This is a genomic window from Aliihoeflea aestuarii, from assembly GCF_024105665.1.
GTDB lineage: Bacteria > Pseudomonadota > Alphaproteobacteria > Rhizobiales > Rhizobiaceae > Aliihoeflea > Aliihoeflea aestuarii.
In genome coordinates, this window is record NZ_JAAAMK010000004.1 from 138,629 (window position 1) to 152,067 (window position 13,439).

Here is a 13,439-nt window from a genome sequence, read left to right on the forward strand (position 1 = left end):
GCAAGGGGGGAGATCAAGCACGCCGTCCGCTTCGCCAGTACGGTGATCGTCCGAATGCGGCAAAGAAACGAATGATCTCCCCCCTTGCGGGAGAGATGGCCGGCAGGCCAGAGGGGGGCGACGTAGAGCATAGGCGCAACCGGTGAGTTATTTGCAACGCGGGAGGCCGAGTTGATCGGCCTCCCAATGGTGCGACCTGATCAGTTCGCGGCCGCCTGCGCACCGCCGCAAGTCTGCGTCTGCGTGTTGTAGTTTCCGCAGTTGATCGGAGCCGTCCAGTCGGCTTCGAGCACGGCCGATTCGGGCAGGAAGTCCGACCACGCATCGCCCGGTACGAGGTCTTCGGTTTCCCAGACCACGTCGAACTGGCCGTCGTCCTGGATTTCGCCGATCAGCACCGGCTTGGTGATGTGGTGGTTCGGCAGCATGACTGCCGTGCCGCCGGTCAGGTTCGGAACCTCGACGCCGACGATCGCATCGATCACGGCGTCCGCATCCGTCGTTCCGGCCTTCTCGACCGCGCCGACCCACATGTTGAAGCCGATATAATGCGCTTCCATCGGATCGTTCGTCACGCGCTCCTCACTGCCGATAAAGGCATGCCACGTTTCGATGAACTCGGCATTTTCCGGCGTGTCGACCGACATGAAGTAGTTCCAGGCGGCCAGATGGCCGACGAGCGGCGAGGTATCGAGACCGGCCAGTTCTTCTTCGCCGACCGAGAATGCCACGACCGGAATGTCGGCGGCGTCGACGCCCTGATTGCCGAGTTCGCGATAGAAGGGAACGTTCGCGTCGCCATTGATTGTCGAGACGACGGCGGTCTTCTTGCCCGACGAGCCGAACGCCTTGATCTCGGACACGATCGTCTGCCAGTCGGAATGACCGAACGGCGTGTAGTTGATCATGATGTCTTCCGGCGCGACGCCGGCATCCTGAAGATAGGCTTCGAGGATTTTGTTGGTGGTCTGCGGATAGACGTAGTCGGTGCCGGCGAGCACCCAGCGCTCCACGCCTTCCTCGTTCATCAGGTAGTCGACGGCCGGGATCGCCTGCTGGTTCGGCGAAGCGCCCGTGTAGAAGACGTTGCGCTGGCTTTCCTCGCCCTCATACTGAACGGGGTAGAAGAGGAGTCCGTTCAGCTCTTCGAAGACCGGAAGGACCGACTTGCGGCAGACCGACGTCCAGCAGCCGAACACGGCATCGACGCCGTTCACCTCATACATCTCGCGCGCCTTTTCGGCGGCGAGCGGCCAGTCCGACGCGATGTCGATGACGACCGGCTCAAGCTGGCGGCCGAGCAGACCGCCCTTCTTGTTCTGCTCTTCGATGAGCATCAGCATGACGTCTTTCAACGTCGTTTCCGAGATCGCCATCGTGCCCGACAGCGAATGGAGGACGCCGACCTTGATCGGACCTTCATCCTGCGCGGCGGCCGACCCGGCCGCCGACACCAACAAGCTCGCAGCGATCCCTGCGATGAGCGTGCGACGCATTCCCCTCATGATTGCCTCCAATGGCATTTTTGTTTGCACCGGATTTCTCGGTGCAAAGTGCGTGCCATATGATCTGGCCCGGCTCGTCATCGCCAAAAGCCGGCAAAACAGGCAGGGCAGATATCAAGGAGTGATCATTTTGCAGGCTGCCTGCACACGATGCGGTCGCGCGCGTCAGGAGTGCGTGTCAGGATCGCTTCAGACGCACTGCGCCCGGAACCAAGGATCATCGCCTAAATGATCAGCAGCCGCCAATTCCCCGCCAGATTCTTTAGAGATGCCGATGCCCCGACCGCATTCGCTACACGACATTTCGGCACTCAGCGATCTCGTGATCCGGAAAATCTAATCCTGCCAGCTCGCCGCGAAAGCCGGAGACGCGATAAAACTTCCCGGCTGCGCCGATACCGGCGGCGGCTCGCATACGCCTTCCTGAAGATATCTGAGAGCGGACTCGAACCCGCTTTCGGTGAACGGCTTGGCGATCACCCCATGCGCTCCGGCAAAGTCGTCCGGTATCTTCTTCGGGTTCGCGGTGACGAACACGATGATGGTTTGCGGCCAGCGCTTCTGGATCAGTTGGTTGACATCGAGACCGCTGGTGCCCTTCGCGAGCTGGATATCGACGAAGGCCACGTTCGGTGCAGCTTCATCTTCCAGATCCTCCACATCGTAAAGCGATGCGGCTTCGGCGATGACCTTGTGTCCCGCGCTTTCGACCATGAACTCGATATCCATCGCCAGCAAAGGCTCGTCTTCGACGATCAGGATGCGCAGCGGAGGCGTCGGCCGGGTTTTCATGGCCGCACCGAGACGATGAGAGACACCTTCGTGCCCGGTGCGCGCGTTTCCCACTCGACATACGCCGAGGACTGCTTGGCGAGCCGCTCGACGATGCGCCGGCCAAGGCCGTCGACACCCCGATCCGCCCATTCGAATCCCGGCCCTTCGTCGCAGATGGCTACGACCACCTGGTCATCGATCGTCTTTGCTGAAATGTCGATGGTGCCCTCACCTTCACCCATGCCGTGCTCGATGGCATTGGCCAGAATTTCGTTGATGATCAATCCGAGAGCGGCGGCATAGCCAGCCGGGACATGCGCCTTTCGCACATCCGTGCGCAGATGGATGTCCTTTCTGCCCGATGCGTGGACAAGGTCCGTCGCCAAGGTGGCGGTAAACGCGCCGATATCGAATTTCGTAACGTCGTCGGACTGGTAGAGCTTGCGATGAACGACGGCGAGAGCATCGATCCGCTGCATCATCGAGCGCAGCTTTCCGGCAGTTTTCTCGTCTTCTATCTCGCGAAGCTGCAGGCGCAGGATGGAGCCTATCATCGTCAGATTGTTCTTCACGCGGTGGTCGACCTCGTGGAGGAGCACGTTCTGCGCTTCGAGCGCTGCCTCCAGATCCGCCGTTCTTCGCCTGACCTCGCGCTCGACCGCGAGTTTCTGCTGCGCGATGCGGGACTGCGCGTCGACGCGGTCGGTGACGTCCATCTGGGAGGCGAAGAAAAACTTGATCTCACCGTCCCTCGAGCGGACGGGGCTCATATACAGGGCGTTCCAGAATGTCGAGCCGTCCTTTCGGTAGTTCAGAAGGTCGATCGCGATATCCTCGCCGACACGTATCGCCTCGCGCACACTTGCGATCGCGTCCCGGTCGGTGTCGGGTCCTTGAAGGAAGCGGCAGTTCCTGCCGACGATTTCGTCGCGGGTATAGCCGGAAAGCCTCTGGAACGCGTCATTCGCGAAAACGATGGGGTTGTCCGGTTGCGCCGGATCGGTAACGATCATGGGCATACGGGTCGCCCGGACGGCGGCGGCAAACGGATCGCCGCGCCCATGCTCATACTCGATGTCTCCTGTCAGGTGCCAATTCTCGCGATCGTCCAAATCTGTGTCTCCATCGCGATCCTCGCTTCCCAACAATGTTGCCGCCGCGCACTTGTTCCGCTCAAATGATAGTGCGCCGGTTTCCCTTTGCGACAATCGTTGGAGGCATCCGCCATCGCAGAGTTTGTCAGGACCGCATTGGATCGCCTACAAAGCTGGCAGGGTTGTCGAAGCGGTCGCAGGGAGCCAGGTTTGACTGACGCATCTACGAAAATTGGCATGCCGGACGAGCACCCTGTCGATCCGGTACGCATCCTCCAGCAGGCAACGACGTTCATGGCGGTGGTCGCCGGGGCGCACCATCGCATCCAGTTCGCCAATGGCAGCTTCCGGCAGTTGTTCGGCGGAACCGACGTGACCGGAAAAAACGTCGTCGACATCCTGCCACGCGGGATCGGGGCCGCCGTCGTCCAGGTACTCGACACCGTACGCCAGACCGGGACGCCGTTTCACGCGACGGGCGTGCGCCTGCCGACGGGCATCGCGGCGGCGGCGTTCGGCGAGCGCCTGATCGACATCGCATGCCAGCCGATGGTCGGCGAGGATGGAAGTGTCGACGCGATCCTCGTCGAGGGCGTGGACGTTTCGGGCTGGATCGAGGCGAAGCGGTCGGTCGACAAGAACGAGCAACTGTATCGCGGATTGTTCGATGCCATCGACGAGGGCTTCTGCATCATCGAATTCTTCGATGGTCCGCATGGGCCCGACAGCGACTATATCCACATCATGGCGAACGACGCCTATGAGCGCCATGCGGGAATCGCGAATGTTGTCGGCCAGAAGCTGCGCGAGATGGTCGGCGAAGAGGCCGATGCCTGGGTCGCCCGTTACAGGGAGGTCCTGAATTCCGGGCGGCCGATCCGGTTTCAGCAGGAGCTTGTCGCCACCGGGCGATATTTGGAACTGGCGGCCGTGCGCATCGAGCCGCGCGAGCGCAAGCAGGTCGCCGTCCTGTTCCAGGACATCACCGCGCGGCGCAACGCGGAACTGGAACTGGCCAGGCTGAACGCCACGCTCGAACAGCAGGTGCATGAGCGCACGGCCGAACTCATGGCGTCGGAAGAAAACCTGCGGCATGCGCAGAAGATGGAAGCCGTCGGACAATTGACCGGCGGACTTGCCCACGACTTCAACAATATTCTCGGCGGCATCGCCGGAAGCCTCGAACTGATGTCCCGTCGCCTGTCGCAGGGTCGGTATGAAGACATAGCGAAATATGTCGAGGCCTCGACGGCGGCGACCCGTCGTGCGGCAGCGCTCACGCAAAGGCTGCTCGCTTTTTCCCGCCGCCAGACGCTGGAACCCAAGCCGGTCGTCCTGTCGAGCCTGGTCGAGGGGATGGCCGATCTCGTCGCACGCACCGCCGGACCCCACATCACCGTTTCGCAAACGAGTTCGCCGGATCTTTGGCAGACCCATGTCGATCCGGGGCAGTTGGAGAACGCGCTGCTCAATCTGTGCATCAACGCGCGGGACGCGATGCCGGCCGGCGGCACGCTGTCGATCGAAACGGCGAACCGCGATATCGGCGCGGACGACGCAGCCGCCCTTGCCCTCCAGCCCGGTGAATATGTCGCCCTCAGCGTCGCCGATACCGGGACGGGCATGAGCGAGGAGACGGTGAGGCGCGCGTTCGACCCGTTCTTCACCACGAAGCCGGCCGGACAGGGAACGGGGCTCGGGCTTTCCATGGTCTACGGCCTGGCCGGCCAATCCGGCGGCGGGGTCTCGATCACATCGCGCCTTGGTGCCGGCACGACGATAACGATCCTTTTGCCGCGCCATATCGGTTTCTCTACCTCGGAAACCGGCTCAAGCCGGACCGCGTCGAGCGAATCGGCCGCTTCGCTCAAGTCGGAGACCATCCTGCTGGTCGATGACGACGACCTATTGCGCACGCTCATCGCCGAGAGGCTGACCGAGCTTGGCTATGGCGTTGTGGAAGCGCCAGACGCACGCCTGGCTTTGGCCTCGCTCGGCGCACGGACGATCGATCTTCTGGTGACGGATGTCGGCTTGCCGGGAGGTATGAACGGCCGCCAGCTTGCAGAGAGCGTGCGCGATCGGATACCAAGGCTGGGCGTCCTGTTCATCACCGGCTACGCCGAGAACGCGGTTCTCAACCACCTTCATCTGGATGACGCGACGGGCCTTCTGGTGAAACCGTTCTCGCTCGACACGCTGGCGGACCGCATCGGCGAAATGTTGCGGCTCAAGGCAGTCCGGTAGCACCGGTACGTCGCGTTCGACACTCTCCGTCCATCCATTGCCATGATTGCGACGGTGCTTGCGCGCCGCTGCGGTTACGATTACCAATATATTCGACTGAATATAAAGGAGGACGCCGCATGCGCCATTTCGTTCTGGCGATCGCAACCACTGCACTGCTCGGCTCGGCCGCCCACGCCGATAGCGTGAACATAGCCGTTGCCGCCAATTTCACCGATGCCGCAAATGAAATCGCGGCCGCCTTCGCACAAGCCAGCGACCACGAAGCGATATTGTCCTTCGGAGCGACCGGCCAGTTCTACACCCAGATCACGCAAGGCGCGCCGTTCGAAATCCTGCTGGCCGCGGACGATGTGCGACCCGCGCAGTCAGTCGAAGAAGGCTACGGCGTCGACGGCACCGTCTTCACCTACGCGATCGGCCAACTCGTCCTTTACTCCAGCGAGGAGGGGAAGGTGATCGGTGCGGAGACTTTGGAAGCGGGTGATTTCCAGCAGATCGCGATCGCCAACCCCGAAACGGCTCCCTACGGCAAGGCGGCAATCGAAACGATGGAGGCCCTCGGCGTCTACGAGACGCTGCGGCCCAAGATCGTACAGGGGCAGAATATCGGCCAGGCCTACCAGTTCGTCGAGACCGGCAATGCCGAAGTTGGCTTCGTGGCGCTCGGTCAGGTGTCGCAGACCGACGCCGGCTCCCGCTGGCTCGTGCCGCAGGAAAACTACGAGCCGATCCGGCAGGATGCCGTTCTTCTGAAAACAGGTGAGGACAATCCCGCCGCCGAAGCGTTCCTCGAATTCCTGAAAGGCGACGAGGCGACGGCCATCATCGAGAAATACGGCTACGCGCTGGACCGTTGATCGGTTAGCTTGAAAGGACCGCCGCGCTTTCCGGCGCGGCGTTTCCATTTTCAGGGGGATTGGAACGCTGTCTCAGGAACTCTGGTCTCCGATCCGGCTGACGCTCGAACTTGCCGCCATCACCACGATCCTCCTGCTCGTCGTCGGCACGCCGATCGCGTGGTGGCTCGCCTGGACGAAATCGCGCTGGAAGGAAGTGGTGGCGACGATCGTGGCGCTGCCTCTGGTCCTGCCGCCAACCGTGCTCGGCTTCTACATTCTGGTCGCGCTCGGCCCGCAGGCGCTCGGCGGCTGGTTCGGGCCGTGGTTCGGCATGCGCACTTTCGCGTTCTCATTCGAGGCGCTGGTCGTCGGCTCCGTCATTTCGTCCCTGCCGTTCATGGTCCAGCCTATCCGTAATTCCTTCGAAGCCATGGGGAGGCGTCCGCTCGAAGTGGCGGCCACCTTGCGCGCCTCGCCATGGGACCGTTTCGTCACGGTCGCCCTGCCGCTTGCAATACCGGGGCTTTTGACCGGCGCGGTGCTGGGCTTCGCCCATACGGTCGGCGAGTTCGGCGTCATCTTGATGATCGGCGGCAACATTCCCGGCGAGACCAAGGTGCTGTCGATCGCAATCTACGATTTCGTCGAGACCCTGCGCTGGCGCGAAGCGCACATCCTGTCGGCGGGCATGCTCGCCTTTTCCTTCGTCGTCATCCTCGCCGTTTCGCTTCTGGCGCGCCGTTCCGGCCGTAGGGCGTTCTGATGGCAGACCGGATCGAAATCGCGCTCAAGGGAGATTTGGGCGCCTTCCATCTCGACGTCGATCTCGCCGTTCCGATGCACGGCATCACCGCACTGTTCGGACCATCGGGCTGCGGCAAGACGTCGATCCTGCGCTCCGTCGCCGGTCTCAACCGGATGCCGGGCCGCATCGCGGTCGGCAGCGAAATCTGGCAGGACGACCGGCACTTCGTCCCGACGCATAAAAGGTCGCTCGGTTACGTCTTTCAGGAAGCGAGCCTCTTCGCTCATCTGAGCGTTCGCCAGAACCTGACCTACGGCGAACGGCGGGCCCGAGCCGACGAAAAGCATGTCCGCTTCGACGATATCGTCAATCTGCTCGGCATAGCCCACCTCGTCGACCGCTCGCCGGCCAATCTGTCCGGCGGCGAGCGCCAACGGGTCTCGATCGGCCGGGCGCTCTTGTCTCAGCCGCGCCTGCTTTTAATGGACGAACCTCTCTCGGCGCTCGACCGTATGGCGAAGGACGAAATCCTTCCCTATTTCGAAGCGCTGCACGCAAATCTCAGGATACCGATCCTGTTCGTGACGCACGACATCGGGGAGGTCGAGCGTCTCGCCGATCATCTGGTCCTGCTTCGCGAGGGCAGGCTCGTCGGGTCCGGTCCGTTGAACGAGGTCCTGTCGGCACCGCACTCGCCGCTGTCCGCGCGGCGCGATTTCGCTGCCGTCCTGCCGGCCCGCGTGAAGCGGCACGATCCCGACAGCATCGCCGTTCTCGACATCGTGGGACGCGAACTGCTCGTCGTGGCGAAGGACATGAAGGCCGGCGAAACGGTGCGTGTGCGCATCGCCGCAAGCGACGTATCGATCGCCAAAAGCCGCCCGGACGCGACAAGCATGCTCAATGTCCTGCCCGCCCGGATCATCGGCATCGACGCGCTCGACGACGCGGAAGCGAGCATCCGGCTCGACATCGGCGTCGATCTCGAAGCGCCCATCCGCGCGCGCATCACGCGGCGGTCGCTTGAAGCATTGAGCTTGTCGGAAGGGCAGGATGTGTTCGCGCAGATCAAGAGCGTGTCGCTCGCCGCGAGCCGGTGATACTGGTCGCCTCGGCCCGCTTGGCCTCGCGACCCCCGCCTCGAAAAATTGAGTTTCCGTTCGACCGGGACTATGTCACGCATTGTTCGATTCCAGTCCGGAGCCGGTTCGTGCGCGCATTCGCAATGGTCCTTCTGCTTCTTTTCCCGGCCAAGGCGTGGGCGGAAGAGTGCGTCGTGCTGCTTCACGGTCTGGCGCGCACCGAAGCGTCCATGTTCCTGATCGAGGAAACGTTGCAGACGTTCGATTACACCGTCGTCAGCAAGACCTATCCCTCGACCAGAGAGTCGATCGAGGAACTGCTCGACAAGGTCGATGCGCTCGTCGACGAATGCGGCGAGGAACGCGTCAATTTCGTCACCCATTCGATGGGCGGCATTCTCGTGCGCGCATGGCTCCGGGAGAACAGGCCCGAGAATTTCGGCCGCGTCGTCATGCTTGCACCGCCCAATCATGGTTCCGAAGTGGTCGATATTTTCGGCGATATCGGCCTGTTCGAACTGGTCAACGGACCGGCCGGCATGCAACTCGGCACCGCAGACGACAGCTTTCCGAACACGCTGCCGCAAGCCGATTTCGAGGTCGGAATCATCGCCGGCGACCGCACCGTCAATCCGATCCTGTCGACGACTTTCCACGGTCCGAACGACGGCAAGGTTTCCGTCGCAAGCACCATGCTCGAGGGTATGAGCGACCATATCGTGCTTCCCGTGACGCACACCTTCATGATGAACAATCCGCTTGTCATCGCGCAGGTTCTCGAGTTTCTGGAGACCGGAAAATTCGATCACGATTTGTCATGGGGCGAACTGATCGGCCGGATCGGCAGGCAATGATCACGGACCGGAAACCTCTTCTTAACCACGAGGGAGCAGGTTTCAGTAAAGCCGGGTTCATCGCGAATCCGAGCCCAACCGGACGTTTTGTATCATGCCGCGTATGTTGAAAGCCGCCATCGCCCTCGCTTTATCGATCGCTCTTTCGGGCTGCGTCTCCAGCGTTCTGGACGTCGACACGCGCGGAACGCAGCCTATACCCGCCGCGCTCGTGGCGCAGATGTCGCAAAAGCAGATGACGCCGAAAAGCCCGGTTCTCGTTCGCATCTTCAAGCAGGAGAGTGAGCTGGAAATCTGGAAGCAGGACCGCAACGGCCGCTACGCGCTTTTGAAGACCTATCCGATGTGCCGCTGGTCCGGCCAACTCGGCCCCAAGACCCGTGCCGGCGACCGGCAGGCGCCGGAAGGTTTCTACCATGTCTCCGCGAACATGCTGAACCCGCGCTCGCAATATCATCTTGCGTTCAATCTGGGCTATCCGAACCAGTTGGAAGCCGCGCGCGGCTATACCGGCGAAGCGCTGATGGTACACGGCGCATGCTCGTCATCGGGCTGCTACGCGATGACGGACGAGGGTGTCGGCGAAATCTATGCCGTCGTGCGCGATGCGCTGAAAGGCGGACAGTCCGCCTTCCAGGTGCAGGCGTTTCCCTTCCGCATGACGCCGCGCAACATGGCCAAGCACCGCAACAATCAAAACTTCGCCTTCTGGCAGGATCTGAAGCGCGGCTACGATATTTTCGAAGTCACCCGCCGCCAGCCGCGCGTCGGTTATTGCGAGGGCCGCTACGTCTTCGACACAGACATCCAGAGCACCGATCCGCTCGCGGCCTGTCCGATGACAGCCGCCGAGCCGGCCATCGCCAGCCGGTCCGAGGCCGAGCGCATGCAGATGGAGGCGCTGTTGACCTCCGGCATGAGTTTTCGCGAGCATGCCTATCTCGATGGCGGCATGCATCCCGTCTTCCGCGCGATGCTGGCCCGCAGCGGCGAAAAGACCATGGCGCGCCGCACCTCGAACGACCGAGTGCCGGTCAGCCGCCCGGATGCAGCGCTGAAGGATCCGCATTCGCCAAGCGAATAAAGCGCGTCAGACCGCCTCGCGGTTCATGACCCACGTTCCGGCATTCTTCAGGATCAGGTCCGGCTCCGCATATTGCTCGCGCAAAAGGCGCTCGTAGAGAGCCGCTTCCGCTTCGCGATCGAGCGGCGCATCGGTGCCTTCGAGCATCCGCAAGGCGTCGGCGAGCGCATCCACCGTTCCCGAACCTTCGTCGAACTGCGCCTTCTTTCGCCAAACGAGATCGTGCGGCAGGAGGTCCGCGCAGGCTTTGCGCAATATCCACTTTTCCGTCGTCGGCCCGGTGCTGTCAGCAGCGCCCGCTTCGGTGCGTCGCAGCTTCAGGGTGGCGGGGATCGACTGCGCGAAGGCGATCAGCTCGCGATCGAGGAACGGCGTGCGCGCTTCGAGGCTCTCGGCCATGGTGATGCGGTCGACGCGCTGGAGATTGATGTTGTGCATGGTGCCGAGCGCGCGTGTCAGTTCATCTGCCAGCGCCCGCGGACGGTCCACATAGGCATGGTGATAGGTGTAGCCGGCGAAAAGCTCGTCGGCGCCCTCGCCCGTCAGCACGGCCTTCACATGGCGGCGCGCCAGCTTCGCGGCGAAATGGGTGGGCACGGCGCTGCGCACGAGATCGACGTCGGCGCTTTCCAGATGATAGATCACATGCGGCAGTACGTCGGCGATGTCGCGCGCGGTGAAGGCGTGCTCGAAATGCTCCGATCCGATGTGGTCGGCCACGCGGCGCGCGGCGATCAAGTCGGGGCTGCCGGCAAGGCCGACCGAAAACGTCTTCAGGCGACGCGGCGATTTCTGCATCGCCAGAGCCGCGATGATGGAACTGTCGAGCCCGCCCGACAGAAACGAGCCGATTTCGACATCGGCGACCATCCATTTGGCCACCGCCGCTTGGAGAACCAGGCGTAGCTCCCGCCAAATCTTTTCTTCGTCGAGGCCGGGCTCGCAAGCCGCCGCGCCATGCGGGCGGCGATACCACTGGCGGGTCCCATCGCGGCTGTCGACAAGCCCGCCCGGCGGGATGGCTTCCACGCTGTCCACCTTGAGACCGTCGAACGCCTTGAGTTCGGACGCGAAGGCCATGCCCTCGCCCACCCGCGCGACATAAAGCGGCTTGATGCCGAGCGGGTCGCGCGCGGCGATCATGCACCCCTCCGTCGCAAGCACGAAGGCGAACATGCCGTCGAGACGATCGACCCAGCGCGGCGCACCTGAGCGAAACAGATGCAGCACGGTCTCGCTGTCGCTGCGGGTCTGGAACAGGTCTTCGCCGAGCATCGCGCGCAGATCGGCATAATTGTAGATTTCGCCATTGACCACGAGCATGTGGTCACCCTGATGGATCGGTTGCGCACCGTCCTCGGTACCGATGATCGACAGACGGCAATGCGCCATGACGACAGGCGCGTTGCCTAACCGCGTCACCTGTACGGCATCGGGTCCGCGATGGCCGATCTTCGCGATCATCCGGGCGGCAAGCGCCTCGTCGCCGAAGTTCCACAAACAGACAAATCCGCACATAAGCTCAATTCCTTTATTTCCGGTTGCCGCCAAATTGACGCCGCTTTTGTGGCATCGCTAGCAATTTAGCGACATTTTCGAAGATATCGCGTATCGGCCCCCATAGCGGGGTTGTGCCGAGCCAGTCGCAGTTCCCGGTCGCGATATTGCCCTCGCGCTGATAGACGGAAGCGATGTTCGACTTCACCACGCTCGCTATCGCCTTCCTTTGCCTCGCCGCTGGCGGCGTGCTGAAAGGGGCGACCGGTGCCGGAGCGCCAGTCATCGCCGTCCCTGCACTGGCCATGATGTTCGACGTGCGCTTCGCAGTCGTCGTGATGATGATGCCCAATCTCCTGACGAATATCTTGCAGGCGTGGCGCTTTCGCGGATCGCAACTGGCCGGATCGTTCGTCTGGCTATTCGCCATTGCCGGAGCGGTCGGCGCGGTCATCGGAACGATGATGCTGGCTGTGTTTCCCGCCGACTATCTGTCGCTTCTGGTCGCGTTCGGCGTCTTCGCCTATATCGCGAGCCGCCTCATGCGGCCGGACTGGATGATCGGCCTCGATCTCGCGCGGCGTCTCAGCATTCCAGTCGGTGTCGTCGCCGGCGTTCTCCAAGGCGCATCGGGCGTTTCCGCGCCCGTATCGTTGACTTTTCTCAACGCGATGCGGCTTGACCGGCCGATTTTCATCTCGACCGTCTCGATTTTCTTCGTTGCCATGACGCTTACGCAGGTGCCTGCCCTTGCGGTCACCGGGATCATGACATGGCAGGGCATGGCGATCTCGTTCGCCGCCATGCTGCCGATCCTGGCGTTCATGCCCGTCGGATCGGCACTAGCGCAGCGCTTTTCCAAAGAGACGTTCGACCGTGTGATCCTCGCCTTCCTCGCCGCACTGGCGCTGAAGATCATCTACGATTTCACAACGAGGTAGCGCGCTTCAGATCGTACGGCCGCCATCGACCTCGAGGATGACGCCGGTGATGAACTCCGCTTCGTCCGACGCAAGATAGAGACACGCATTGGCGATGTCCCTCGGCGTCGACATGCGCCCGAGCGGGATGGTCGAGACGAACTTCGCCCGGTTCTCCGGCGTGTCCTCGACGCCCATGAACGACGAAAGCAAACCGGTCGCACCCATCACGGGCGCGATGCAGTTGACGCGAATCTTGTCGGGCGCGAGTTCCACCGCCATCGACCGCGACATAAGGTTCACCGCGCCCTTGGTGGAATTGTACCAGGTCAGGCCCGGGCGCGGCCTTATGCCCGCCGTCGAGCCGATATTGATGACGACGCCCCCGCCCTGCGCGCGCATGACCGGCACGGCCGCGTTGGTCATGTGAAAGATCGACTTGACGTTGATCGCATAGACCTTGTCGAATTCGTCTTCCGTGACCTCGAGCATCGGCTTGTTGCGATGCGTCCAGCCGGCATTGTTGACGACGATGTCGAGCCGTCCGTTCTGCGTTGCGGTTTCGACGGCGCGGCGAATATCCTGCGCCTTCGTCACGTCGCCGCCAATCGCGACCGCACTGTCGCCGCAGGCTTTCGCCTGCGCCTTCGCACCATCTTCATTCAGATCCATGATCGTGACCCGCGCGCCTTCGCGGGCAAATGTCGCCGCGATCTCCGCGCCGAAACCCGACGCACCGCCCGTCACCAATGCCGTCTTTCCCTCAAGCCGCATGCAATTCCTCCCTTTCGATGA

12 protein-coding genes are annotated in these 13,439 nt (G+C 62.4%); 7 read left to right on the forward strand and 5 right to left on the reverse strand.

What is annotated here, in order from left to right; all coding sequences use genetic code 11:
- Nucleotides 1–200 precede the first annotated feature (200 nt).
- The 3 genes from urtA to GTW25_RS11170 all read right to left on the reverse strand — a co-directional run bounded on the left by urtA (nt 201) and on the right by GTW25_RS11170 (nt 3,391).
- Nucleotides 201–1,505 carry an urea ABC transporter substrate-binding protein gene (gene urtA, locus GTW25_RS11160; RefSeq protein WP_252912190.1) on the reverse strand — a complete coding sequence of 435 codons (1,305 nt, stop codon included), beginning with the start codon at nt 1,503–1,505 and terminating at the stop codon, nt 201–203.
- Nucleotides 1,506–1,841: 336 nt separating this feature from the next.
- Nucleotides 1,842–2,297 (reverse strand): response regulator, encoded by a 456-nt coding sequence (locus tag GTW25_RS11165; RefSeq protein ID WP_252912191.1) that lies wholly within the window; start codon nt 2,295–2,297, stop codon nt 1,842–1,844.
- Entirely contained in the window at nt 2,294–3,391 is a 1,098-nt protein-coding gene (locus GTW25_RS11170; RefSeq protein WP_252912192.1) for a PAS domain-containing protein, read from the reverse strand. The genes GTW25_RS11165 and GTW25_RS11170 overlap by 4 nt, the downstream gene beginning before the upstream one ends.
- Before the next feature lie 219 nt (nt 3,392–3,610).
- Here GTW25_RS11170 and GTW25_RS11175 point away from each other — a divergent pair, with 219 nt between their 5' ends.
- The 6 genes from GTW25_RS11175 to GTW25_RS11200 all read left to right on the forward strand — a co-directional run bounded on the left by GTW25_RS11175 (nt 3,611) and on the right by GTW25_RS11200 (nt 10,227).
- Nucleotides 3,611–5,620 carry a response regulator gene (locus GTW25_RS11175; RefSeq protein ID WP_252912193.1) on the forward strand — a complete coding sequence of 670 codons (2,010 nt, stop codon included), beginning with the start codon at nt 3,611–3,613 and terminating at the stop codon, nt 5,618–5,620.
- A gap of 119 nt (nt 5,621–5,739) precedes the next feature.
- Nucleotides 5,740–6,480, forward strand: a complete 741-nt coding sequence (gene modA, locus GTW25_RS11180; protein WP_252912194.1) for a molybdate ABC transporter substrate-binding protein — start codon at nt 5,740–5,742, stop codon at nt 6,478–6,480.
- Nucleotides 6,481–6,538: 58 nt separating this feature from the next.
- Nucleotides 6,539–7,225, forward strand: a complete 687-nt coding sequence (gene modB, locus GTW25_RS11185; RefSeq protein WP_252912332.1) for a molybdate ABC transporter permease subunit — start codon at nt 6,539–6,541, stop codon at nt 7,223–7,225.
- Entirely contained in the window at nt 7,225–8,307 is a 1,083-nt protein-coding gene (gene modC / locus GTW25_RS11190; protein ID WP_252912195.1) for a molybdenum ABC transporter ATP-binding protein, read from the forward strand. Before modB ends, modC begins: the two co-directional genes overlap by 1 nt.
- A gap of 110 nt (nt 8,308–8,417) precedes the next feature.
- Entirely contained in the window at nt 8,418–9,143 is a 726-nt protein-coding gene (locus tag GTW25_RS11195; protein ID WP_252912196.1) for an alpha/beta fold hydrolase, read from the forward strand.
- A 94-nt stretch (nt 9,144–9,237) separates the two neighbouring features.
- Nucleotides 9,238–10,227: a L,D-transpeptidase family protein gene (locus tag GTW25_RS11200; RefSeq protein WP_372493136.1), complete on the forward strand. Its 990-nt coding sequence runs from the start codon at nt 9,238–9,240 to the stop codon at nt 10,225–10,227.
- A 6-nt stretch (nt 10,228–10,233) separates the two neighbouring features.
- Here GTW25_RS11200 and asnB read toward each other — a convergent pair whose 3' ends face one another.
- The gene (asnB, locus tag GTW25_RS11205; protein WP_252912197.1) at nt 10,234–11,745 is read right to left on the reverse strand and encodes an asparagine synthase (glutamine-hydrolyzing); all 1,512 of its coding nucleotides are present in this window, start codon (nt 11,743–11,745) and stop codon (nt 10,234–10,236) included.
- Nucleotides 11,746–11,918: 173 nt separating this feature from the next.
- Between asnB and GTW25_RS11210 the strand changes: the two genes are divergently transcribed.
- A complete protein-coding gene (locus tag GTW25_RS11210) occupies nt 11,919–12,665 on the forward strand; it encodes a sulfite exporter TauE/SafE family protein (protein ID WP_252912198.1) in 747 nt (248 codons plus the stop codon).
- Nucleotides 12,666–12,671: 6 nt separating this feature from the next.
- On the opposite strand, the gene GTW25_RS11215 is transcribed toward GTW25_RS11210, so the two are convergent.
- Nucleotides 12,672–13,418, reverse strand: coding sequence for an SDR family oxidoreductase (locus GTW25_RS11215; RefSeq protein WP_252912199.1), 747 nt, complete (start codon nt 13,416–13,418; stop codon nt 12,672–12,674).
- Nucleotides 13,419–13,439 lie beyond the last annotated feature (21 nt).